The organism is Pseudogulbenkiania sp. NH8B, from assembly GCF_000283535.1.
GTDB lineage: Bacteria > Pseudomonadota > Gammaproteobacteria > Burkholderiales > Chromobacteriaceae > Pseudogulbenkiania > Pseudogulbenkiania ferrooxidans.
The window spans coordinates 3,215,001-3,237,990 of the sequence record NC_016002.1; the positions used below are offsets into that span (position 1 = coordinate 3,215,001).

Annotated in this window: 17 protein-coding genes, 1 other RNA gene and 1 pseudogene (1 of these 19 running past the window's edge); 10 read left to right on the plus strand and 9 right to left on the minus strand. The window is 63.3% G+C overall.

Going from position 1 to position 22,990, the window contains the following annotated elements; all coding sequences use genetic code 11:
* Positions 1 to 1,110 carry the 3' portion of an L-aspartate oxidase gene (gene nadB, locus NH8B_RS14760; RefSeq protein WP_008955926.1) on the plus strand. 465 nt of this gene lie to the left of the window's left edge, so only the last 1,110 of its 1,575 coding nucleotides appear in the window; the start codon falls outside the window, past its left edge; the stop codon is at positions 1,108 to 1,110.
* A 16-nt stretch (positions 1,111 to 1,126) separates the two neighbouring features.
* Here the strand turns inward: nadB and NH8B_RS14765 are convergent, their stop codons facing one another.
* Positions 1,127 to 3,445 carry a PAS domain S-box protein gene (locus NH8B_RS14765; protein ID WP_014088008.1) on the minus strand — a complete coding sequence of 773 codons (2,319 nt, stop codon included), beginning with the start codon at positions 3,443 to 3,445 and terminating at the stop codon, positions 1,127 to 1,129.
* 153 nt (positions 3,446 to 3,598) lie between these two features.
* Here NH8B_RS14765 and NH8B_RS14770 point away from each other — a divergent pair, with 153 nt between their 5' ends.
* The 7 genes from NH8B_RS14770 (at position 3,599) to NH8B_RS20280 (ending at position 13,039) form a co-directional block, all read left to right on the plus strand.
* A complete protein-coding gene (locus NH8B_RS14770) occupies positions 3,599 to 4,603 on the plus strand; it encodes a TRAP transporter substrate-binding protein (RefSeq protein WP_014088009.1) in 1,005 nt (334 codons plus the stop codon).
* Positions 4,604 to 4,672: 69 nt separating this feature from the next.
* Entirely contained in the window at positions 4,673 to 5,287 is a 615-nt protein-coding gene (locus NH8B_RS14775; RefSeq protein WP_014088010.1) for a TRAP transporter small permease, read from the plus strand.
* Positions 5,284 to 6,567, plus strand: a complete 1,284-nt coding sequence (locus NH8B_RS14780) for a TRAP transporter large permease (protein WP_014088011.1) — start codon at positions 5,284 to 5,286, stop codon at positions 6,565 to 6,567. The genes NH8B_RS14775 and NH8B_RS14780 overlap by 4 nt, the downstream gene beginning before the upstream one ends.
* Before the next feature lie 163 nt (positions 6,568 to 6,730).
* Positions 6,731 to 9,013, plus strand: a complete 2,283-nt coding sequence (locus NH8B_RS14785; RefSeq protein ID WP_014088012.1) for an NADP-dependent malic enzyme — start codon at positions 6,731 to 6,733, stop codon at positions 9,011 to 9,013.
* Between the two features lie 73 nt (positions 9,014 to 9,086).
* Complete coding sequence (locus NH8B_RS14790) at positions 9,087 to 9,332, plus strand: PhaM family polyhydroxyalkanoate granule multifunctional regulatory protein (protein WP_014088013.1); 246 nt, start codon at positions 9,087 to 9,089, stop codon at positions 9,330 to 9,332.
* 85 nt (positions 9,333 to 9,417) lie between these two features.
* Positions 9,418 to 12,861 carry a DNA polymerase III subunit alpha gene (gene dnaE / locus NH8B_RS14795; protein WP_014088014.1) on the plus strand — a complete coding sequence of 1,148 codons (3,444 nt, stop codon included), beginning with the start codon at positions 9,418 to 9,420 and terminating at the stop codon, positions 12,859 to 12,861.
* Positions 12,862 to 12,960: 99 nt separating this feature from the next.
* A non-coding RNA gene (locus NH8B_RS20280) (sX9 sRNA) lies at positions 12,961 to 13,039 on the plus strand.
* A 93-nt stretch (positions 13,040 to 13,132) separates the two neighbouring features.
* Here NH8B_RS20280 and NH8B_RS14800 read toward each other — a convergent pair.
* From NH8B_RS14800 to NH8B_RS20215, 3 genes are all read right to left on the minus strand, one after another.
* Positions 13,133 to 14,152, minus strand: coding sequence for an AI-2E family transporter (locus NH8B_RS14800; RefSeq protein ID WP_014088015.1), 1,020 nt, complete (start codon positions 14,150 to 14,152; stop codon positions 13,133 to 13,135).
* A gap of 137 nt (positions 14,153 to 14,289) precedes the next feature.
* Complete coding sequence (locus tag NH8B_RS14805; RefSeq protein ID WP_014088016.1) at positions 14,290 to 14,808, minus strand: YbhB/YbcL family Raf kinase inhibitor-like protein; 519 nt, start codon at positions 14,806 to 14,808, stop codon at positions 14,290 to 14,292.
* A gap of 115 nt (positions 14,809 to 14,923) precedes the next feature.
* Positions 14,924 to 18,217: a beta strand repeat-containing protein gene (locus tag NH8B_RS20215; protein ID WP_232503569.1), complete on the minus strand. Its 3,294-nt coding sequence runs from the start codon at positions 18,215 to 18,217 to the stop codon at positions 14,924 to 14,926.
* Between the two features lie 16 nt (positions 18,218 to 18,233).
* Here NH8B_RS20215 and NH8B_RS21310 point away from each other — a divergent pair, with 16 nt between their 5' ends.
* On the plus strand, positions 18,234 to 18,368 hold the full coding sequence (locus NH8B_RS21310; RefSeq protein ID WP_255345189.1) for a hypothetical protein: 135 nt from the start codon (positions 18,234 to 18,236) through the stop codon (positions 18,366 to 18,368).
* A 336-nt stretch (positions 18,369 to 18,704) separates the two neighbouring features.
* On the opposite strand, the pseudogene NH8B_RS14815 reads toward NH8B_RS21310, so the two are convergent.
* Positions 18,705 to 18,932: pseudogene (locus tag NH8B_RS14815) on the minus strand (sigma factor-like helix-turn-helix DNA-binding protein); the annotation flags it as partial.
* Positions 18,933 to 19,234: 302 nt separating this feature from the next.
* Between NH8B_RS14815 and NH8B_RS14820 the strand changes: the two are divergent.
* Positions 19,235 to 19,444 carry a glycine zipper 2TM domain-containing protein gene (locus tag NH8B_RS14820; protein ID WP_008955786.1) on the plus strand — a complete coding sequence of 70 codons (210 nt, stop codon included), beginning with the start codon at positions 19,235 to 19,237 and terminating at the stop codon, positions 19,442 to 19,444.
* 115 nt (positions 19,445 to 19,559) lie between these two features.
* Here the strand turns inward: NH8B_RS14820 and NH8B_RS14825 are convergent, their stop codons facing one another.
* The 4 genes from NH8B_RS14825 to NH8B_RS14840 form a co-directional block, all read right to left on the minus strand.
* Positions 19,560 to 20,369: a MetQ/NlpA family ABC transporter substrate-binding protein gene (locus NH8B_RS14825; RefSeq protein ID WP_014088018.1), complete on the minus strand. Its 810-nt coding sequence runs from the start codon at positions 20,367 to 20,369 to the stop codon at positions 19,560 to 19,562.
* 42 nt (positions 20,370 to 20,411) lie between these two features.
* Positions 20,412 to 21,098 (minus strand): methionine ABC transporter permease, encoded by a 687-nt coding sequence (locus tag NH8B_RS14830; RefSeq protein WP_008955784.1) that lies wholly within the window; start codon positions 21,096 to 21,098, stop codon positions 20,412 to 20,414.
* Positions 21,098 to 21,835: a methionine ABC transporter ATP-binding protein gene (locus tag NH8B_RS14835; RefSeq protein ID WP_008955783.1), complete on the minus strand. Its 738-nt coding sequence runs from the start codon at positions 21,833 to 21,835 to the stop codon at positions 21,098 to 21,100. The genes NH8B_RS14830 and NH8B_RS14835 overlap by 1 nt, the downstream gene beginning before the upstream one ends.
* A gap of 265 nt (positions 21,836 to 22,100) precedes the next feature.
* Complete coding sequence (locus NH8B_RS14840) at positions 22,101 to 22,850, minus strand: endonuclease/exonuclease/phosphatase family protein (RefSeq protein ID WP_014088019.1); 750 nt, start codon at positions 22,848 to 22,850, stop codon at positions 22,101 to 22,103.
* Positions 22,851 to 22,990 lie beyond the last annotated feature (140 nt).

The following is a 22,990-nucleotide window of genomic DNA, read 5'->3' on the forward strand; positions in this document are numbered from 1 at the left end:
ATCGACCTGATCACCTCCGCCAAGCTGGGGTTGGAAGGAAAGCGGGTGTATGGCGCCTACGCTCTGGCCAAGCAGGCCGACGAGGTGGTGACGATTGCGGCGCAGCACACCATTATGGCCTCCGGTGGCGCCGGCAAGGTGTACCTGTACACCACCAACCCGGATACCGCGACCGGCGACGGCATCGCCATGGGCTGGCGTGCCGGCTGCCGGGTGGGGAATATGGAGTTCATCCAGTTCCACCCAACCTGCCTCTACCACCCGCATAGCAAATCATTCCTGATTTCCGAAGCGGTGCGTGGCGAAGGCGGCATCCTGCGCCTGCCGGACGGCACTCGCTTCATGCCCAAGCACGATCCGCGTGCCGAGCTGGCGCCGCGCGACGTGGTGGCGCGCGCCATCGACTTCGAGATGAAGAAACATGGCCTGGATTGCGTGCATCTGGATATTTCCTACAAGCCGGCCAGCTTCATCAAGGAACACTTCCCCAATATCTACGCCCACTGCCTGGAACTCGGCATCGACATCACCCAGCAGCCGATCCCGGTGGTGCCGGCGGCACACTACACCTGCGGTGGCTTGGTGACCGACCTGAAGGGCCGCACCGACGTCGAAGGACTGTACGCTGTGGGCGAAGTGGCTTGCACCGGACTGCACGGCGCCAACCGACTCGCCAGCAATTCGCTGCTGGAGTGCATGGTGATCGGCAAGGCGGCAGCCGAGCATATCCTGGCGGCAACGGGCATCTCGTTGCCGGACATCCCGGACTGGGACGACAGCCAGGTGACCGACCCGGACGAGGAAGTGGTGATCTCGCACAACTGGGACGAACTGCGCCGCGCGATGTGGGACTACGTCGGCATTGTCCGCACCAACAAGCGACTGGAGCGGGCGCTCAACCGCATCAAGCTGTTGAGCGTGGAAATCAACGAGTACTACAGCAACTTCCACATCAGCAACGACCTGATCGAGTTGCGCAACCTGGTGCAGACGGCCGAGTTGATCGTGCGTTCGGCGCTGTTGCGCAAGGAAAGCCGCGGCCTGCACTACAGCCGCGACTACCCCGACACGTTGGCCGAAGGCCAGGAGACGGTGCTGACACCGGACTGAGCGGCGAACAGCCCTCTCAGCGAACGGCGCCAGCAGGCGCCGTTTTTTGTTCCCGCTCCAGCGCAGCCACCGGTAGAGTGAACCAGAACGCGCAGCCGCCGCCGGCGGAGCGCTCAACGCCGAACTGTCCGCGATGGAACTCCACGATCGAACGGCAGATGTTGAGCCCGATACCGAGCCCATCGGGCTTGCTGGAGTAGAACGGGGTAAACAGGTTGCTGCGGATACTGTCGGACAACCCCGGGCCATTATCGGCCACTTCCACACGCCAATAGCCGGCATCGGCACCATAGCGCACCGTCACCTGCGGCCGGCGCGTCTCGGCATCGCGCATGGCCTCGACGGCGTTCTTGATCAGATTGAGCAGCACCTGCTCGATCAGAACCGGATCCATTTCCAGACGACAAACCGATTCGGATGGCTGAAGCAGCAGGTTGACGCCGTGCTTGACTACCATCGGTTCGGCCAGGCCGATGGCACGCCCGACCACCTTGGCAGGGTCGGCAAGCTCGAGCTGCGGCGCATGCTTCTTCACGAAGGCACGGATGCTGTTGACGATCTGCCCGGCGCGACGCGCCTGCTCGGAGATAGCCTGAATCGCCTCGCGCACGCCCTTGGGCAGTTCGAGGTCGGGGGGCAGGCGCCGCTGCAGGCCGGACGAGTAGGTATTGATTGCCGACAGCGGCTGGTTCAGCTCGTGCGCCAGGCTGGAGGCCATCTCGCCCATGGCGATCAGGCGCGAGGTATTCTGGAAACGTTCCTCCTGGGCGCGTTCGCGCGCTTCGCGCTGGCGCAGCTCGGTGACGTCGGTCAGGATAGACAGCCAGGCCTCCTGACCATCGACCCACTCGATGCGGCGCCGATGGATCTGGAACCAGTTGCTGCCGCCATCCGAGGTGAACTCCAGGTGCTGGTTCTCTGCACCCTCTTCGTCGCCATCGGGCAGCCGTGGCAGCAACAGGCAGCAGTCGGCATCGGGCTCGTCCTTCATCCACAAGTGGCTGAAGGTCGGGTTGGCGTAGAGTAGCTGGCTGCCGCCTTTGTCGGTGACGCATACCCCGGCGTCCAGCCCGTTCAGCACCGTGAGGAAGCGCTGGTGCGACGCGTTGAGCGCCAGGCGCTTTTTCTTCAGTTCGGTGATGTCGTACATCGAGCAGATCCAGCCGCGCTGACTGCCATCGCGCTCCACGAGCGGGGTGGCAAAGAGGCGGACTTCGAAGGCTTCGCCGTTCTTGGTGACGAAGGGGACTTCGAATCCGTGTTCAGGCTGGAACCCTCGCAACACGGCGGCGATGGTGTCGTGCAGCAAGGGGTATTCGTTCGTGGGCCAGAAGCTATGCGGTGGCGACTGCCCGACCAGCTCGTTCTCGCTGAAGCCGGACATGGCACAGAACGCCCGGTTGACGCGGACGATCTCGCCGCTCGCGCTCAACGCCATCAGGCCGCTTTTCATGCTGTCTTCCATCGCCTGGCGCAGGGACATTTCCAGCTCCAGTGCCCGCTCCGCCGCCGAGCGTTCGCGGATGTGGCGCCGGATGCGCCATACCGAATACAGCAGCGCCAGCACCAGGGTGACCACCGCCACCACCAGCACCGGCAGGGTCAGTCCCATCGCACTACGATACTCCACCGCGCGCAGGGTCAGTCCGTGGCCGGGAGGGTCGAAACTGATCTGATACTGCAGCGTGCCCGGCTGCTCGGCCTCGTCGAAGCGGCTGGCCAGCACTTTTCCCCCGAGGTCCTGGATACTGATCAGGTACTTGGAAGCGATCCACCATGGCACCTGGTTATACAGCAGCCCCTCCATCTGATAGACCAGACGAATGCCTCCGACGTACTCGCCTTCGACGATGATGGGCACGGCCATGTCGAAGCGGTACTTGCCGTCCCGCCCCCGATAGGCCTCGCCGTAGGCCGCCCGCATCAGCTTGCTGGCACGCCACAAAGCATCATGGGCCGCGCCGCTCAGCACATCGCCAGGCAGGTTGACGCGGCGGGTATCCCACAGGATGCGCCCACGCGCATCCACCCGCTCCGCTTCGAGCAGCTCGGGGTTCTCGCGCAGCAACAGGCGGGCACTCTGCTGGAACTGGTAACCGTTGATGCGCAGCCCCGACACATCGTTGGCCGCATTCTCGGCCCACTCCCGATGCGTTTCCAAGTGCAGCCGCAACGACTGATCGAGCCACAGCACCTCCTGGATGAGACTGTCCCGCTGCCCTTCCATCCAGTCGCGATACACCAGGTAGACGATGCCGGACAAGGCCGTGATCAGGGCCAGCAGGGAGCCAACGGTGGTCAGCAGCAGGAAACGCGGAGAGCGGGATTTGGGCATGGCTCGGGGCAATGACAAAGGGGTAAGGGATTTCCCTAATGCTGAATTCCCCAATGGATCGGGAACGGCTTGCCTTCTACTTTACACCGTAATGACGGCCCGACAACAAGGGCTGCATTCATAAAATCGACGCATCTCATGGAGACACTTTCAATGAAACTGAAAATTGCCGCTCTGGTTATCGGTGCCACCTTCGGCATGACCGGCATGGCCCACGCCGCCGGCCAAATCGTCATCAAGTTCAGCCACGTCGTCGCCCAGGACACCCCGAAGGGTAAGGCGGCCGAGTACTTCAAGAAGTTGGCCGAAGAGCGCACCAAGGGCAAGGTTTCGGTACAGGTCTACCCGAACAGCCAGCTCTACAAGGACAAGGAAGAACTGGAAGCCCTGCAACTGGGCGCGGTGCAAATGCTGGCCCCGAGCCTGGCCAAGTTTGGCCCGATGGGCGTGAAGGAATTCGAGGCGTTCGACCTACCCTACCTGTTCGACAACTACGACGAAGTTCACAAGATCACCCAGGGTGCGATCGGCCAACAGCTGTTCGGCAAGCTGGAAAGCAAGGGCATCAAGGGCCTGGCCTACTGGGACAACGGCTTCAAGAACTTCTCGTCCAACAAACCGATCCGCACCCCGGCCGATCTCAAGGGTACCAAGATCCGAATCCAGGGCTCGAAGGTACTGGAAGAAGAGATGCGCACGCTGGGCGCCCTGCCGCAGGTGATGGCGTTCTCCGAGGTGTACCAGGCGCTGCAGACCGGCGTAGTGGATGGCACCGAACTCGAGCCGTCCAACCTCTATACCAGCAAAGCCTATGAGGTGCAGAAGAACCTGACCCTGACCGGTCACGGCTATCTCGGCTACGCCGTGGTGGTGAACAAGAAATTCTGGGACGGCCTGCCGGCGGATGTCCGCACCACCCTGGAAGGCGCCATGAAGGACGCCACCAAGTACGAACTGCAACTGGCCAAGCAGGATACCGACAAGGCGATCGCCGCGATCAAGGCCTCCGGCAAGACCCAGGTCTACACCCCGACCCCGGCCGAAAAGGCCGCCTTCCAGAAGACCCTGAAGGCCGTACACGAGAAGATGGCCGACCGTGTCGGCAAGGATCTGCTCAAGGCAGTGGAAAAAGAAACCGGCTACGTCGCTCCCAAGTAACCATGCCCCCAGAAGCGCCCTGCTTGACCAGGCAGGGCGCTTTTTTTCTGATCTATCGGGAGATACTCAATGCTGAAACTTCTCGACCACCTTGAGGAATGGATCATTTCCGTCCTTATCGGCGTGGCGACTCTGGTGACGTTTGTCGCGGTGGTCCATCGCTACGGTTCGGGCGTCGAACTGCTGAACCCCATCTTCAGCAAGGTCAACATGTCCTGGGCGCAGGAACTGACCATCTATCTGTTCGTCTGGATGGCCAAGTTCGGCGCCGCCTACGGCGTGCGTACCGGCATCCACGTCGGCGTCGACGTGCTGATCAACCGCCTGAGCGAGCGCGTACGCGGCAAGTTCATCGTGTTCGGCCTGTTGGCCGGCGCCCTGTTCACCGGCACCGTCGGCACCCTGGGCGCCAGCTTCGTCTGGGAAATCGCCCATACCGGTCAGACTTCGGCCGACCTGGAACTGCCGATGTGGCTGGTCTACCTCGCGGTGCCCTGCGGTTCTTATCTGATGTGCTTCCGCTTCCTGCAGGTGACCGTGTCGTTCATCAAGACCGGCGTTCTGCCCAAGCACGACCACGCCCACGTCGAAGGCATGGATGACGAAACGGCAAAAGCCGACTGGGACGTCGTGGAGGAGAACCTCCACCCGCAAGACCTGCAGCAGCATGGGGTGAAAAAATGAGCACACTGATTCTCTTCGGGCTGTTGATCGCCCTCATGATCACCGGCATGCCCATCTCGATTTCGCTGGGCCTGACCGTGCTGACCTTCCTGTTCACCATGACCCAGGTGCCGATCGAGTCGGTGGCGCTGAAGCTGTTCACCGGCATCGAGAAGTTCGAGATCATGGCGATTCCCTTCTTCATCCTCGCCGGCAACTTCCTCACCCACGGCGGGGTGGCGAGGCGCATGATCAACTTTGCCTCGAGCATGGTGGGGCACTGGCATGGCGGCCTGGGCCTGGCCGGCGTGCTGGCCTGCGCACTGTTCGCCGCGATTTCGGGCTCCAGCCCGGCCTGCGTGGTGGCCATTGGTTCGATCATCTTGCCCGCCATGGTGAAGCAGGGCTTCCCCAACAAGTTCGGCGCCGGTGTGATCACCACCTCGGGCGCACTGGGCATCCTGATCCCGCCGTCCATCGCCATGGTGATGTTCTCGGTGGCCACCAACACCTCGGTGGGCCAGCTGTTCATGGCCGGCGTGGTGCCGGGCGCTATGCTGGCGACCTCGCTGGGCCTGACAACCTGGTACCGTGCCCGCAAGAACAACTACCCGCGCCTGCCCAAGGCCAGTTTTGCCCAGCGCATGAAGGCGCTGAAGGAGTCGGCCTGGGGGCTGTCGCTGATCGTGCTGGTAATCGGCGGTATCTATAGCGGCATCTTCACCCCGACTGAGGCGGCCGCGGTATCCGCCGTATACGCCTTCATCGTGGCCGTGTTCATCTACAAGGACCTGAACCTGAAGCAGGTGCCGAAGGTGCTGCTGGATTCGGCCAGCATGTCGGCGATGCTGCTCTACATCATCACCAACGCCGTGCTGTTCTCGTTCCTGATGACCTCGGAGGGCGTACCGCAGGCGATGGCGAGCTGGCTGATCGACATGGGCTTCGGTCCGATCGCCTTCCTGCTGATGGTGAACATCCTGCTGCTGCTGGCGGGCAACGTGATGGAGCCGTCGTCGATCATCCTGATCATGGCGCCGATCCTGTTCCCGGTGGCGGTCCAGTTGGGCATCGACCCGGTGCACTTCGGCATCCTGATCGTGGTCAACATGGAAGTCGGCATGTGTCACCCGCCGGTGGGCCTGAACCTGTATGTGGCCTCGGGCATCACCAAGATGGGCATCACCGAACTCACCGTGGCGGTGTGGCCGTGGCTCCTGACCATGCTGGTCTTCCTCGGCCTGGTGACCTACGTGCCGGCGATCTCGTTGTGGCTGCCTAGAACCCTCGGCATGATGTAAATTGTATTTTGTCTGACAACGCGATGGAGACCTCTCCATCGCGTATTTGCATGGCGTCACTACATCCCGTTTACAGGGTTAGCCCTAGTGCCCTTATAATGTCGGACCACACGACACGACACACACCCCCTTAAAGATACCTAAGAAAATCAGGAGCTCCCAGATGGATGAGCAATTGCGTCAAAACGCACTCGATTTCCACCAGTTCCCGCAGCCGGGCAAAATCCAGGTTTCCCCGACCAAGCCGCTGGCCACCCAGCGCGACCTGGCCCTGGCCTACTCGCCGGGCGTGGCTGCACCGTGTGACGCTATCGTCGAAGACCCGCTGAACGCCTACAAGTACACCGCGCGCGGCAACCTCGTCGCGGTGATCACCAACGGTACCGCCGTACTGGGCCTGGGTAACATCGGCCCCTTGGCCGGCAAGCCGGTGATGGAAGGCAAGGGGGTGCTGTTCAAGAAATTTGCCGGTGTCGACGTGTTCGACATCGAGCTGAATGAAAACGACCCGGACAAGCTGGTCGACATCATCTGCTCGATGGAGCCGACTTTCGGCGGCATCAACTTGGAAGACATCAAGGCGCCGGAGTGCTTCTACATCGAGAAGAAGTGCCGCGAGCGCATGGGCATCCCGGTGTTCCACGACGACCAACACGGTACCGCCATCGTGGCCGCCGCCGCCGTGCTGAACTCGCTGCGCTTGGTCAATAAGGATATCTCCAAGGTCCGCGTCGTGGCTTCCGGCGCCGGCGCGGCTGCTATCGCCTGCCTGGAACTGCAGGTGGCGCTGGGCGTGAAGCGCGAAAACATCACCGTGTGCGACTCGAAGGGTGTGATCTACGAGGGCCGCGACGAGAAGATGGACGAATCGAAGAAGCGCTTCGCCATCAAGGATAACGGCCAGCGCAAACTGGCGGACGCCATGGTCGGCGCCGACATCTTCATGGGCCTGTCCGGTCCCAAGCTGGTGACCCAGGAGATGGTGAAGTCGATGGCGGCTCACCCGGTGATCCTGGCCATGGCGAACCCGGAACCGGAAATCCTGCCGCCGCTGGTGAAGGAAGTCCGCCCGGACGCCATCATCGGCACCGGCCGTTCCGATTACCCGAACCAGGTCAACAACGTCCTGTGCTTCCCGTTTATCTTCCGTGGTGCGCTGGACGTGGGCGCCACCACCATCAACGAAGAGATGAAGCTCGCCACCGTGCGCGCCATCGCCGACCTGGCCATGGCCGAGCAGAGCGACGTGGTGGCGTCGGCCTACGGTGACCAGGAGCTGTCGTTCGGCCCGGAATACGTGATTCCGAAGCCGTTCGATCCGCGCCTGATCGTCAAGATCGCCCCGGCTGTGGCCAAGGCGGCCATGGATTCCGGCGTGGCCACCCGCCCGATCGCCGACTTCGACGCCTACGTCGAGCAGCTGGCCCAGTTCGTCTACAAGACCAACCTGTTCATGAAGCCGGTGTTCTCGCAGGCCAAGACCGACAAGAAGCGCATCGTGCTGGCCGAGGGTGAGGACGAGCGCGTGCTGCACGCCACCCAGGAAATCGTGTCGCAGGGTCTGGCCTTCCCGATCCTGATCGGCCGTCCCTCGGTGATCGAGAAGCGTATCGAGCGTCTCGGCCTGAAGATGACCCCGGGCAAGGACTTCGAGCTGGTCAACAACGAATCCGACCCGCGCTTCAACGAGTACTGGAAAGAGTACTACCAGCTGATGAAGCGCAAGGGCGTGAGCCAGGAACAGGCCCGTCGCCGCGTGATCGGCAACACCACGCTGATCGGCGCGCTGATGGTGCGTCGCGGCGAGGCCGATGCGCTGATCTGCGGTACCTACGGTGCCTATCGTCAGCACTTCGAGATCGTCGAGAACGTGCTGGGCTACGCCAACGAGAAGAAAGTGGCCGGTGCGATGAACGCGCTGATGCTGCCGACCGGCAACATCTTCATCACCGACACCTACGTCAACCCGAACCCGAGCGCCGAACAGCTGGCCGAGATCACCGCCATGGCGGCCGAATCGGTGAAGCGTTTCGGTATCGCGCCGAAGGTGGCGCTGCTGTCGAACTCCAGCTTCGGCACCAGCGGCATCGAGTCGGCCGGCAAGATGCGCGAGGCGCTGGCGCTGATCCAGGAAGCCCAGCCTGAACTGGAAGTGGATGGCGAAATGCAGGGTGACGCGGCGCTGGTGGAAGCCATCCGCAACCAGGCGATGCCGGACAGCACGCTCAAGGGCGCGGCCAACCTGCTGGTGATGCCGAACGTGGAAGCCGCCAACATCTCGTACAACCTGCTGCGCGTGTCGGCGTCGGATGGCGTGACCATCGGCCCGATCCTGATGGGTATGTCGAAGCCGGTCCACATCCTGACCCAGATCTCGTCGGTACGCCGCATCGTCAACATGGTCGCCCTGGCTGCCGTGGATGCGCAGGTGGCCTGCAAGAACTAATCGGGTTCAACTGGCTTATACTGAACGGGCGACGTAATGTCGCCCGTTTTTGTTTTTTCATTCAGGAGCCCCCATGAGCGCCGACTTCAATCCTGCCGATCCCTTCGCCATGTTCCGCCAGTTCTGGCAGAACGCCACCCCCTCCTCCGCCCAGCCCTTCATGCCGCCGCTGACCGAAGAGGAAATCGACCGCAAGATGGCTGAGCTGCGCGTAGTGGAAGGCTGGCTGACGATGAATCTGGGCATGCTGTCGATGCAGATCAAGGCCCTGGAGATGCAGAAGGCCGGACTGGCCGCGATGAAGCCGAAGGATCACTGAGCGCGCCGGGCTGGCCGCGGTCTTCGGCCAACCTCACGATCTTGCCACGATGGTGCCGCGCCCCGGCAACGGCTAAAATGCCGGGATGAATCCTCCCCGTTTCGTCCACCTGCGACTCCACTCCGAATTCTCCGTCTACGACGGCATCGTACGTCTGGACGACGCCGTCAAGCGCGCCAAGAAGCACGGCATGCCGGCCATCGGCATGTCCGATCTGATGAACCTGTTCGGCATGGTCAAGTTCTACAAAGCCTGCCGCGGCAACGGCATCAAGCCCATCGTCTCGGTCGATGCACTGATCAGCAACGACGACGACCGCGACAAGCCCTCTCGCCTGCTGCTCACCGCCAAGAACCGCGCCGGCTACCTACGGCTGTGCGATCTGTTGACGCAGGCGGTGCTGCATAACCAGTACCGCGGCCGTGCCGAGCTGAAACGCGAGTGGCTGGAAAACGGCGACAACAGCCAGCTGATCTGCCTCTCCGGCGCGCATCTGGGCGATGTCGGCATGGCGCTCGCCAACGGCCAGCGCGACGTGGCGGAACGGCGTGCACGCTACTGGGCCGGGCTGTTCCCGGACAATTTCTATCTGGAAGTGCAGCGCCTCGACAATCCGCAGATCGAAGGCGTGGTGCAGCAGACCCTGTGGCTCGCCGGCGAGACCGGGCTGCCGGTGGTGGCGACGCATCCGATCCAGTTCATGGATCCGGACGACTTCAAGGCGCACGAAGCGCGGGTGTGCATCGCCGAGGGCTACACCCTGGGCGACAAGCGCCGGCCGAAGAATTTCGCCGAATGCCAGTATTTCCTGTCGACCGAGGAGATGATCGAGCGCTTCCACGACATCCCGGAAGCGCTGGAGAATTCGGTGGAAATCGCGCGCCGCTGCAACATCACAGTGCAGCTGGGCAAGAACTACCTGCCGGACTTCCCCACCCCCGAAGGCATGACGCTGGACGACTACCTGGTCCACTTGTCCAAGGAGGGTCTGGAGACGCGGCTGGAGAAGCTCTACCCCGACCCGGAGGTCCGTGCCGCCGAGCGCCCGCGCTACGACGCGCGCCTGAAAATCGAGTGCGACACCATCGTCCAGATGGGCTTCCCGGGCTACTTCCTGATCGTGGCCGACTTCATCGTCTGGGCCAAGAACAACGGCTGCCCGGTGGGCCCGGGGCGAGGTTCCGGCGCGGGCTCGCTGGTGGCGTTCAGCCTCGGCATCACCGACATCGACCCGCTGGCCTACGCGCTGCTGTTCGAACGCTTCCTGAACCCGGAGCGGGTGTCGATGCCTGACTTCGACGTCGACTTCTGCCAGGACAACCGCTACCGCGTCATCGAGTACGTGCGCCAGAAGTACGGCGCCGAGGCGGTAAGCCAGATCGCCACCTTCGGCACCATGGCGGCCAAGGCCGTGGTGCGCGACGTCGGCCGCGTGCTCGACCTGCCCTACATGTTCTGCGACGGCGTTTCCAAGCTGATCCCGGCGGCACCGGGCAAGCAGTACTCGCTGGACGACGCGGTCGAGATGGAGCCGATTCTGAAAGAACGGCTGGAGAACGAGGAAGAGCTGCGCGAGCTGTGGGAACTGGCGAAGAAGCTGGAAGGCCTGACGCGCGGCATCGGCATGCACGCCGGCGGCGTGCTGATCGCACCGGGCAAGATCACCGACTTCTGCCCGGTGTACCAGGCGGCCGGCGACGACGCCGTGCCGGTCTCGATGCTGGACAAGGACGACGTCGAGCAGATCGGCCTGGTGAAGTTCGACTTTCTGGGGCTGCGCAACCTCACCATCATCGACCTCGCGGTCAAGTACATCAAGGCGCTCGATCCGGCCTTCGACACCGATCTCAACCTGCTCGAATTCACCGACCCGGCCGCCTACCAGATCCTGCAGAAGGCCAACACCACGGCGGTGTTCCAGCTCGAATCGGACGGCATGAAGCGGCTCTTGGAAAAGCTCAAGCCCGACCGTTTCGAAGATATCATCGCCGTGCTGGCGCTGTACCGGCCGGGCCCGCTCGGCTCCGGCATGGTGGACGACTTCATCCTGCGCAAGGCCGGCAAGCAGGAGGTCGATTACTTCCACCCTGACCTGACCGCGTGTCTCGAACCGACCTACGGCGTGATCGTGTATCAGGAACAGGTGATGCAGATCTCGCAGATCATCGGCGGCTACACCCTGGGCGGCGCCGACATGCTGCGCCGTGCGATGGGCAAGAAGAAGCCGGAGGAGATGGCCGAGCACCGCGGCAAGATCGCGCAGGGCGCCGCCGCCAAGGGCTACGACCCGAAGTTGGCCGAACAGCTGTTCGACCTGATGGCCAAGTTCGCCGAGTACGGCTTCAACAAGTCGCACACCGCCGCCTACGCCGTGGTGTCGTACCAGACCGCCTGGCTCAAGGCGCACCACTGCGCGGCGTTCATGGCGGCCACCATGTCGTCGGAACTGGACAACACCGACCAGCTCAAGGTGTTCTACGACGATTCGGTCGCCAACAAGCTGAAGTTCCTGCCGCCCGACGTCAACGAGAGCTTCTACCGTTTCGTGCCGGTGGATCGCCAGCATATCCGCTACGCGCTGGGCGCGGTCAAGGGCACCGGCGAGGCGGCGGTGGAGCATATCGTCGCAGTGCGCCAGGAGAGTGGGCCGTTCACCGACCTGTTCGATTTCTGCCGCCGCACCGACAAGCGCACCGTCAACAAGCGCACCATCGAATCGCTGATCCGCGCCGGGGCCTTCGACGCGATCGAACCCAACCGGGCCAAGCTGTTCGCCAACGTCGGCCTCGCCATGGAGGCGGCCGAGCAGGAAGCCGCCAACGCCAACCAGGGCGGGCTGTTCGACATGTTCGACGCCGACAGCGCGCCGACCGTGGAGATGGTCGAGGTCAAGCTGTGGCCGCCGGCGGTACAGTTGGCCGAAGAAAAACTCGCCATCGGCTACTACCTCTCCGGCCACCCGTTCTCGGCCTACGAGAAGGAGGTGCGCGGCTTCATCAAGACCCCGCTGTCTCGCATCACGCCGCGCAAGGAGCCGCAGCTGATCGCCGGCTTCGTCACCGGCCTGCGCACCAAGGTCGGCAACCGCGGCAAGATGGCGTTCATCCAGCTTGACGACGGCAGCGCCAAGCGCGAGGTCAGCGTGTTCTCGGAAAGCTTCGACGCCAACCGCGCCAAGCTGCGCGAAGACACGGTGCTGGTGATCGAGGGCAAGGTGAGCGAGGACAGTTTCAACGGCGGCCTGCGGATCATCGCCGACAAGATTTACGAGCTGGGCGAGGCGCGCAGCCGCTACGCCCGCAGCCTGGCGCTGCAGATCAACGGCAACGCCGACGTGGCGCGGCTGCGCACCACGCTGGGCCCGTTCCGCAGCGAAGACGCCGGCTGCCCGGTACGGCTGAGCTACAACAACGGACTGGCCAAGGGGGATTTGCTGCTGCCGCCGGAATGGGGGGTGCGCCTGGACGACGGACTGCTGCTGGCGCTACAGGACTGGCTGGGCGAGCAGGCGGTGAAGGTGCTGTGGTAACCGCCTAGCCCATCAGGCGGCTAGGCCTTCGCATCTTGAGCGGGGGCGGTGCTCCGCGCATGCGAATCTCACGGGAAGATTCGCTTGGCCATGTTCCTCATGTACTACGTGTACATGGCGGTTCCTGCGCTCCGGCCGCACTTAACCAGCCTTGGCTCGCTCGCCCACTGGGCTAGGCGCCAAGCAACGGGTCGCTACTTCGGCCAACGTTGGCCGAAAACCCATGCAAAAACCGGGCAGTGGTAACTGCCCGGTTTTTTGTTTCTGTCTGTCAGAGCAGGCCCATGGCCTTCAGCTCGGCCTTCAGGTAGGCGTAATAGATCGGCGCCGCGATCACGCCGGGGAGGCCGAACACCGCTTCCAGCACGATCATCGCCAGCAGGATTTCCCAGGAACGCGCCTGGATGCGCGAGCCGACGATGCGGGCGTTGAGGAAGTATTCCAGCTTGTGGATCACCACCAGGAAGACCAGCGCCGCCACCGCCAGGCCAAGCGACTGCGACATCGCCACCACCACGATCATGGTATTGGAGATCAGGTTGCCGATCACCGGCAGCAGCCCGACCAGGAAGGTGATGGCGATCAGGGTCTTGGTCAGCGGTAACGGTGTCCCGGCCAGGGGCAAGGCCACTCCCAGGAACAACCAGGTCAGGAAGGCGTTGAGCGCGGCGATGCGCACCTGCGCGAACACCACCTTGCGGAACGACGCAGCCAGGCAGGTCGTCCGGCGCACCAGCGCCAGCGCCAGCGGCCCGCTGCCTTCGCGATGCAGCGATTCGGACAGCGCCACCATCGCCCCGATCACCATGCCGATCAGCACCAGCACTGCGCCCCGGCCGGCGGCCCCGCCGACCAGGCGCAGCTCCTCGAGGTGCTGGGTCAGCCAACGGCTCACCATGTTCTTCAGCTCGTCACTGTTGTTCGGCAGATGCTCAGCCAGCCAGCCCGGCAGTTGCTGGCGCAGCAGCACCGCGATCTCACCCGATTTCTGCAGGATGGCCGGCACCGCCCCGGTCTCGCCGTGGAAGATCGACATCACGCCGAACGAGAAGCCGACCAACAGCAGGATGATGAGAATGGACAACAGCAGCACCGCCACGGCGCGGGCGCGATGCCCGGCCATGCGGTTGAGATGCGCCTGGGACGCCGCGAGCGCCACCAGCTCGTGCACCAGCAAGCCGGCGATCAGGGCTGCCAGCAAGTGAAACTGCAGCACGACATACAACGCCGTGCCGGCCAGCAGGTAGCTGGCCAGCTCGACGGGGTCGGTTCGGTTCAAACTATTCGGCATGCCGTCCTCTGCGGTCGTTACCCGCCAAGAATGGCGGGCGAAAATGACCGCAGTATGTCGCGGGAGCGGGAAGAAACACAATGGGGTGCAAGCGGAAACGGCGGGAGCTCACCGCTCCAGTACGACACCGCCCGCGCTCATGGCCGGCGATACACCCCGATCAGCTGCGCCTCGCCCAGCACATGGCCCTGCAGCGCCTGCTCCAGCCGATGCTTGCCGGGATGCCCCAGATCCGGCAGTACCGTGTCGAGCGCGTAGAGCTTGAAGAAATAACGGTGCTGCCCGATCGGCGGACACGGCCCGCCCCAGCCGGTGCGCTGCCAGTCGTTCAACCCTTGGCCGACCTGCGGCGGCAGATGCTGCGAGGCGCCTTCGGCTAACTCGTGGCGATCCGGCGGCAGGTTGTACAGCACCCAATGCACCCAGGTCATCTTCGGCGCCGCCGGGTCCGGTGCGTCCGGATCATCGACAATCAGCACGAACGAGCGCGTGCCGGCGGGTGCGCCCTGCCACGCCAGCGGCGGCGAAACGTCCACCCCGTCGCAGGTATAACGCGCCGGCACGCTCGCCCCCGGCGCAAACGCCGGGGAGGTCAGCTGCAGTCCCATCGCCCCTACCTCCATCGCCACGCCGGCCAGAGCGGCCAGCCACCACATGCGGGCACGCCGCACGCCTTGCGGCGCGCGACGCCATCCTGCTTGTGTTGTAGCACCCGGTAGAGCCAGCGGCCCCCTCACTTTCCCCATCGTGGCTCGCTCGATGAAGGCGAATTCAGGGCACCACATCGAGCTTGCCTGATGTCAGCATGTCATTCATGTTCAGACCCGTCACCCCATTCAGGATGGCGACATCCTGAAAACCGTAGCTGCCACCGCTGCCATCGCGATCCACACTGACGATGGTATTGCCACCGCTCTCGGTGAAATGGACGAAGGCACTGGGCGTTGCCGGGTTGTAGTTGATCAGCAAGTCAGAGATATCCAACGTGTCGGCGTTGGCACCCGTCGCCGTGAAATTGGTGATGGTGTCGGTCCCGCCATTATCCGAGGCAAGAAACACGAACCGGTCAGCCTGGTTGCCACCGCTCAGGGTATCGTTGCCCGCCCCGCCATACAGCACGTCGTTCCCGTTCTGGCCGAACAGGGTATCGTTGCCCGAGCCGCCAAACATCACATCGTTGCCGCCGCTGCCATACAGCACGTCATCCCCGATCAGGATGGAATTCGCGCCGCCGCCGGACGGCAGGGAGCCATCATCGCCCGTCACTTGCCCCTGAGCATTGGTGCCCGTGATGATGTTGAAGACTTCGTGATAGGTCGCCGAGGCAGAATCGGTTGTCTGGATATCCAGTTGGTACACCGAATTAGAGGCAAGACCTGTGCCGGTACTCAGCGAATTGCCGCTGATGGAAAAACTGGCGGCGCTACCCGACACCGTGCTGCTGGAAATCAATGAATAGGTGAACGTGTCGCCGCTATCGACGTCAATTGTGGACAGCGTGCCCAGCACGGCCCCAGCTCCGGGCAGGGCGTTCCCCCCCGGCTCGGCCATGCTCAGCACGATGTCGGTCGGGGCGTGATTGACACTATCGTTGCTGCCGTTGACGGCGACGTCGATGGTATAGCTGGCGCTACCGTCAAACGATTTGACCGTCAGCGTGTCGTGCACCACGCTGCCCGTGGCCAAGGCGTCGGTCGCAGGTCGGGTATCGTCCAGGGCGTAGCTCCATACCCCGGTACTGGCGTTGAAGCTGAAGTCGCCGTAGGTCCCGGTGAGACTGACCGGGGTCTGGAAGTGGGCTTCGCCGTTGTCGACGTCGTGGACTGTCAGCTGGCCGCCGGCGCTGGAGTCGCCGGCCACGCCGCTGCCCACCTCGGTGACCGAGGTGTCTTCGCTCGCCGACGCGGTGATGGTGGCGGCGTCGTTGGTGCCAGTAATGTTCACCGTCAGCGTGTGCTCGGTGCCGTCGGCGCTCTGCACCACCAGCGTGTCGGTGTTGGTGGTGCCGCCCGCGAACTCGTCGTGGGCCGAGTCCATGGAGTAGCTCCACGTCCCGTCGCTGCCGATGGTGAAGTGGCCGTAGCCTTGGCTGCCGGCGACATTGGTCTGGGCCTGGAAGGTTTCGGCGCTGTCCACGTCGTGCGCCACCAGCGTGCCGCCGGTGGTCTGGGCCGCATCGGTCTCGGTCAGCCCCTTGGTGTCATCGCCGCTGAAGGTGGCCGCGTCGTTGGTACCAGTAATGTTCACCGTCAGCGTGTGCTCGGTGCCGTCGGCGCTCTTCACCACCAGCGTGTCGGTGTAGTTCACCCCGTCCTTGAACTCGTTGTGGGCCGAGTCCATGGTGTAGCTCCATGCCCCGTCGCTGCCGATGGTGAAGTGGCCGTAGCCTTGGCTGCCGGCGACATTGGTCTGGGCCTGGAAGGTTTCGGCGCTGTCCACGTCGTGCGCCACCAGCGTGCCGCCGGTGCTCTGCGCCGCATCGGTCTCGGTCAGGCCCTTGCTGTCGTCGCCGCTGAAGGTGGCCGCGTCGTTGGTGCCAGTAATGTTCACCGTCAGCGTGTGCTCGGTGCCGTCGGCGCTCTTCACCACCAGCGTGTCGCTGTAGTTCACCCCGTCCTTGAACTCGTTGTGCGCCGAGTCCATGGTGTAGCTCCACGTCCCGTCGCTGCCGATGGTGAAGTGGCCGTAACCGTTGCTGCCGGCGACGTTGCTCTGCGCCTGGAAGGTTTCGGCGCTGTCCACATCGTGCGCCACCAGCGTGCCGCCGGTGGTCTGCGCCGCATCGGTCTCGGTCAGGCCCTTGCTGTCGTCGCCCGTGAAGGTCGCCGCGTCGTTGGTGCCCAGAATGTTCACCGTCAGCGTGTGCTCGGTGCCGTCGGCGCTCTGCACCACCAGCGTGTCGCTGTAGGTGGTGCCGGCCGCGAACTCGTTGTGCGCCGAGTCCATGGTGTAGCTCCACGTCCCGTCGCTGCCGATGGTGAAGTGGCCGTAGCCGTTGCTGCCGGCGACATTGGTCTGCGCCTGGAAGGTTTCGGCGCTGTCCACGTCGTGCGCCACCAGCGTGCCGCCGGTGGTCTGGGCCGCATCGGTCTCGGTCAGGCCCTTGCTGTCGTCGCCCGTGAAGGTCGCCGCGTCGTTGGTACCAGTAATGTTCACCGTCAGCGTGTGCTCGGTGCCGTCGGCGCTCTGCACCACCAGCGTGTCGCTGTAGTTTTCCCCGTCCTTGAACTCGTTGTGCGCCGAGTCCATGGTGTAGCTCCACGTCCCGTCGCTGCCGATGGTGAAGTGGCCGTAGCCGTTGCTGCCGGCGACATTGGTCTGCGCCTGGAAGGTTTCGGCGCTGTCCACGTCGTGCGCCACCAGCGTGCCGCCGGTGCTCTGCGCCGCATCGGTCTCGGTCAGGCCCTTGCTGTCGTCGCCGCTGAAGGTGGCCGCGTCGTTGGTGCCCGCGATGTTCACCGTCAGCGTGTGTTCGGTACCGTCGGCGCTCTTCACCACCAGCGTGTCGCTGTAGTTCACCCCGTCCTTGAACTCGTTGTGGGCCGAGTCCATGGTGTAGCTCCACGTCCCGTCGCTGCCGATGGTGAAGTGGCCGTAGCCGCTGCTGCCGGCGACGTTGCTCTGGGCCTGGAAGGTTTCGGCGCTGTCCACGTCGTGCGCCACCAGCGTGCCGCCGGTGGTCTGGGCCGCATCGGTCTCGGTCAGGCCCTTGGTGTCGTCGCCGCTAAAGGTCGCCGCGTCGTTCACCCCGGCAAACTGCACAGTCGCCGTCGCCCAACTAAGCGTCCCGTTGCCAAGCCTGATCGCATAAGTGAAGGTATCTGTCTGATATTCTCCAGCCCCAAGAGCATTCAATGTCGCTTTGAAATCAGCACTCAGGGTGCTCGCGTCGTACCCCACCCGGCCATCCGTCGTGATCCAAATACGCGCTCCATGAGCACTGACATCAGTGCTATAGGCTGTATCCTTGGTCAGCAAATCGGTCGAGCTGGTGATGCCTGCACTATTCGTTCCATCGTCCACTGAATAAAGCGTTTTGGCCGCACCGCCAAGATCGTTGGCCATCACGTTCAGGTAGACGATGCTGGACGAGTCTTCAGTCAACCCGGTGGAGCTGCTGGTAAAAAGATCGTCACCCGCCTGCGGCGTGTTGGAAAATGAAGTGATGATGCCGCTGGTAGTGGTGCTGGCCATGATGATTCCCCCGATGAGTTAAGCCCAATGCCGTTCCTGATAAGACTCGTAAAAATTCATAACAACTAACTATTTTGGATAATAGTTTTAAACGAGCAGGAAGCTATTGTCCTTCGGTACACCCTGGGTTGTTCGGCAAAACAGATGGTGATGTACTAGACTTTCTGCCCCCATTCGCCTTTGCGAACCACGACACTCAGGGTGGGTTCCGGAAGGGGTCGAAGGCAGCAACGGCAGGCGGCGGGCGCCCCGGCACGGCCCAAAGCACAAAGGTTGGCCGAAGCCCCTTTTTCGAGAGGCTTCGGCCAACCTTTGTATGATCAGCCGGACGGATCGCCGGCGTGTGTCAGCCCGCTAGCTAACGGGTTTCCAGCGGCAGATGGCTCGCCATGGCATTGAGTTCCTTGATGGCGCGGCGGAAGCGGGCGTGGGCGCGTGAGACGGTCGACTCGCTGATGTCGAGCTGCTTGGCCGCGGCGTAGCCGGTCATGCCGTCGATCTCCATCAGCCAGACGGCTTCGCGCGATTGTTTCTTAAGGCCGATCAGGTCGGCGACATGGTTGAACTGTTCGAGTTTCATGTGTCTGTCCTCCTGCGTTGTCGCAAAGCCCCTTGGGTATGGTCACCCACAGGCACATCGTGAAACCAGTATTGCCTTGCCTTCCTTCAGCATAGTTGCTTGCAAAAAAAATGCAGGTAGAAAATGCATGCGTGACCGAGCGTTTCCCTTGCTGACGAGTTCGCCGCCAGCCAGCGGCGCACGGCCCGTTGCCCCACGGCCCCCACGGCGGCGGCGCTGGAACTCTCGCGGGACCGGCGCGGTCTATACCGATGTCACATACAGCTCAGCGGACCAGAGACGTCCGTGAGCGCCACACGAGGTTTCACATGAACAAAACCCTGACTCGTTCCATGCTCATCCTGCTCGCCATCGCCACCCTGAGCGGCTGTGCCGGCATGACGCAACGCCAGAAAAATGCGGCCGTCGGCGCCGCCGTCGGTGGTGTGGCCGGTTCGGTGCTGACCGGAGGCGACACCTTCGGTACGCTGGGCGGGGCGGCGGTCGGCGGCATCATCGGCAACGGTGGCCTGAAGTAAACCCCCGCCGGCACCGTCCCTTCCAAGCGGGCCGGACGGTGCCGGATCGTCCCCGCAGGACGTAAAAAAAAGGAGGGCCTGAGCCCTCCCGAATGCCTTGAAGTAAAAAAATCGCTTACTTCCAGTTTGCCGGCAGCTTGTAGCCGGCGTACTTCTGCTTGGCCCAGGCCTTGAACTCGTTGGAGTTGTAGGCGGCCACCACATCCTTCACCCAGGCCTTCTTGACGTCGGCGGCGCGCACCACGCCCCAGTTCACGTAGGCATAGCTCTTTTCCTGATAGACGGCTTCGGTCAGCTTGATGCCCGAGCTGGTGGCGTAGTTGCCGTTGATCACGGCGAAGTCCACGTCGTTACGCGAGCGCGGCAGCTGAGCGGCCTCCAGCGGCACGATCTTGATGTTCTTCAGGTTCTGGGCGATGTCGTGTTCGGAAGCGGTGAGCGGGTCGATGCCCGGCTTCAGCTTGATCCAGCCCAGGTCGCTCAGCATCACCAGCGCGCGGGCGAAGTTGCTCGGGTCGTTCGGCGCGGCCACGGTGGAGCCCGCCTTGATGTCCTTCAGCGACTTCAGCTTGCCAGGGTAGATGCCCAGCGGCGCGGTCGGCACCTGGAACACTTCCTTCAGCGACAGCTTGTGCTCCTTGGCGAAGTTGTCGAGGTAGGGCTTGTGCTGGAACACGTTGACGTCGAGCGAGCCTTCCTGCAGCGCCAGGTTCGGGCGCACATAGTCGGTGAACTCGACCAGCTTGACGCTGTAGCCCTGCTTTTCCAGGATCGGCTTGACCGACTGCTTGACCATGTCGCCGAAATCACCCACCGTCGTGCCGATGACAATTTCCTTCTTGGACGGGTCGGCAGCCAGGGCGGAACCCGCTACGGCCAGACCCAGTACGGAGACGGCCAGTGCCTTGAGAACGAATCTACGCATGTTGAACTCCTTGTCGTTTTATTCAGTAAGGGATGGGGTGGATTAACGCTTGTCCAGCCGTGCCGCCAGGCGGTTGCCGACGAACTGGATGATCTGCACGATGAGCACCAGGAGCAGCACCATGGCGATCATCACCTCGGTCTGGAAGCGGTAGTAGCCGTAGCGGATGGCGAGGTCGCCGATGCCACCGCCGCCCACCACGCCGGCCACCGCCGAGTAGGACAGAAAACTGATGGTGAGGATGGTGACGCCGGAGATCAGGCCGGAGCGTGCCTCCACCAGCAACACCTTGGTGATGATCTGCAGCGGGCTGGCGCCCATCGCCTCGGCCGCCTCCACCACGCCGCGCGGCACCTCGCGCAGCGTCTGCTCGACCAGCCGGGCGAAGTACGGGATCGCCGCGAACGACAACGGCACCGCCGCCGCCACCGGGCCGATGGTCGACCCGACCAGGATCCGGGTCAGCGGCACCAGCGACACCATCAGGATGATGAACGGGAACGAACGCACCAGGTTGACCAGCCAGCCCAGCACGCCGTTGACGATGCGATGGGCGAAGATCTGCCCCGGCTGGGTCAGGTAGAGCAGGAAGCCCAGCGGGCCACCAAAGCAGAACGCGGCGGCCAGCCCGATGACCAGCATCAGCGCGGTTTCCTTGCACGCCTGCCAGATTTCCGGGGCCATCATGCTCAGATTGGCGAGCGCATCGGCAAAAGTCAGGGTTTCCATCACGCGGCCTCCAGCAGCGAGCGGGCGAGTTCGGACTCCGCCTCGATCCGTCCGTCGACGATGTCCAACACCTCGACCACCCGGCCGGCGTCCAGCACCGCGGCGCGCTGGCAGATCGAACGCACCACGTTCATCTCGTGCGTCACCACCACCACGGTCACGCCGAAGCGGCGGTTGATGTCCTGCAGGCAGTCGAGAATGCTCTGGGTGGTTTTGGGGTCAAGTGCCGAGGTGGCCTCGTCGGCCAGAATCACCTTGGGATTGGGCGCCAGGGCGCGGGCGATGCCGACGCGCTGCTTCTGGCCGCCGGACAGTTGCGCCGGGTAGTGGCCGGCGCGGTCGGTCAGGCCCACCACCTCCAGGCACTCGGCGACGCGTTTCTCAATATCGCCCTTGGACCAGCCGGCGATCTCCAGCGGAAACGCCACGTTGCCGGCCACGGTGCGGTTGGCCAGCAGATTGAACTGCTGGAACACCATGCCGATGTTCTGACGGGCTCGGCGCAATTCGCGCGCCGACAGGCCGGTGAGATCCTGGGTGTCGACGATGACGCTGCCCTCGTCCGGGCGCTCGAGCAGGTTGATCAGGCGCATCAGGGTGGACTTGCCGGCACCGGAGTAGCCGATCAGGCCGAAGATTTCGCCGGCGCCAATCGACAGCGAGGTCGACGCCACCGCCTCGAACCAGCCACCGTCGGGGCGACGGTAGCGTTTGCGCACATTCTGCAAATGAATCATGGTGAAGCTCCAATGACAAAGCCCGCCGTGGACACGGCGGGCTTTGTGCATGGAAATCTTCGGGATCGAAAATCGTTACAACCCTGTGGGCTGTCCACGCTTTAGCTATTTTACGCCCGCAAGCTGTGTTCAAATCGGCGATAGTTTTCTGTATTGAACATGTTTTTTCCTTTACGGTCAAGACCGAAAGTGCGATTTTCACTACTTACGCGCCAGCCGCCAGTCAAAGCCACTAGACCACACCACACTCCAGGGTATTCTCCCTTCACACCGGCAGCAATTCCGCCGACAACGGCAGGTGATCGGACAGCCCGTTCCACGGCGCGCCGTGATGGGCCTTGGCGTTGACCGGGCGCAGGCCGCGCACGTAGATGCGGTCCAGGGTCAAGAGCGGCAGACGCGACGGAAAGCTGCGCGCATGTTGGCCGAACAGGTGCTGGAACACCTCGTGCAGGCCGTTCTCGGCCAGCAGCCGGTCGGTCGCCTCGCCGCGCCAGTCGTTGAAGTCGCCGGCCAAGATCAGCGGATAGTGCGGCGGGACGTTGTCGCGGATGTAGCGCGCCAACGTGGCGTACTGCTTGCGCCGGTCGCCGGCGCGCAGGTTGAGATGGGCACACAGCGCGATCACCGGCGTGCTCCAGCCGGGTGGCTCCAGCACGCAGTGCAGCACACCGCGGCTCTCGAAACGGTTGACCGAGATATCGAGATTGCACCAGGAGGCGATCGGAAAGCGGGTCAGCACCGCATTGCCATGATGGCCATGGCCGTAGCTGGCGTTGAGACCGTAGGCGGCCTTGCGCCCGAGCTGACGCGCCAGATACTGGTGCTGGGGGATGCGCGGCCACTCGTGGTGGCTCAGCGTGCGCAACAGGTTCTTGCCCTGTACTTCTTGCAGGAACATCACGTCGGATGACAGCGAGTCCAGCGCCTTGGCCATGTCTTCCACCCTGACATGGCGGTTGAGCACCGACATGCCCTTGTGGATGTTGTAGGTCGAAACCTTGAGCGGTTCCATTATGTCAGCCAGCCCTTCCGCATCGCGCCTTGGCGTTGCCGGGTTGCCACGGCGGCGCCCGGCAGGTACTGCCCGCCCGGCCTGACGAGACAAAAAACGCCAATCGGATAAACCCACTATAGACAGCCGGCACACCCCGC

Bases quoted from the DNA above. Each gene is read 5' to 3' on its own strand.
- NH8B_RS21310 (WP_255345189.1), top strand. From the start codon at position 18,234: ATGCTGGACGAGTCTTCAGTCAACCCGGTGGAGCTGCTGGTAAAAAGA.
- NH8B_RS14840 (WP_014088019.1), bottom strand. From the start codon at position 22,850: ATGGAACCGCTCAAGGTTTCGACCTACAACATCCACAAGGGCATGTCG.
- NH8B_RS14825 (WP_014088018.1), bottom strand. From the start codon at position 20,369: ATGCGTAGATTCGTTCTCAAGGCACTGGCCGTCTCCGTACTGGGTCTG.
- NH8B_RS14765 (WP_014088008.1), bottom strand. From the start codon at position 3,445: ATGCCCAAATCCCGCTCTCCGCGTTTCCTGCTGCTGACCACCGTTGGC.
- NH8B_RS14835 (WP_008955783.1), bottom strand. From the start codon at position 21,835: ATGATTCATTTGCAGAATGTGCGCAAACGCTACCGTCGCCCCGACGGT.
- NH8B_RS14770 (WP_014088009.1), top strand. From the start codon at position 3,599: ATGAAACTGAAAATTGCCGCTCTGGTTATCGGTGCCACCTTCGGCATG.
- NH8B_RS14800 (WP_014088015.1), bottom strand. From the start codon at position 14,152: ATGCCGAATAGTTTGAACCGAACCGACCCCGTCGAGCTGGCCAGCTAC.
- NH8B_RS14790 (WP_014088013.1), top strand. From the start codon at position 9,087: ATGAGCGCCGACTTCAATCCTGCCGATCCCTTCGCCATGTTCCGCCAG.
- NH8B_RS14830 (WP_008955784.1), bottom strand. From the start codon at position 21,098: ATGGAAACCCTGACTTTTGCCGATGCGCTCGCCAATCTGAGCATGATG.
- NH8B_RS14820 (WP_008955786.1), top strand. From the start codon at position 19,235: ATGAACAAAACCCTGACTCGTTCCATGCTCATCCTGCTCGCCATCGCC.
- NH8B_RS14805 (WP_014088016.1), bottom strand. From the start codon at position 14,808: ATGTGGTGGCTGGCCGCTCTGGCCGGCGTGGCGATGGAGGTAGGGGCG.
- dnaE (WP_014088014.1), top strand. From the start codon at position 9,418: ATGAATCCTCCCCGTTTCGTCCACCTGCGACTCCACTCCGAATTCTCC.
- NH8B_RS20215 (WP_232503569.1), bottom strand. From the start codon at position 18,217: ATGGCCAACGATCTTGGCGGTGCGGCCAAAACGCTTTATTCAGTGGAC.
- NH8B_RS14775 (WP_014088010.1), top strand. From the start codon at position 4,673: ATGCTGAAACTTCTCGACCACCTTGAGGAATGGATCATTTCCGTCCTT.
- NH8B_RS14780 (WP_014088011.1), top strand. From the start codon at position 5,284: ATGAGCACACTGATTCTCTTCGGGCTGTTGATCGCCCTCATGATCACC.
- NH8B_RS14785 (WP_014088012.1), top strand. From the start codon at position 6,731: ATGGATGAGCAATTGCGTCAAAACGCACTCGATTTCCACCAGTTCCCG.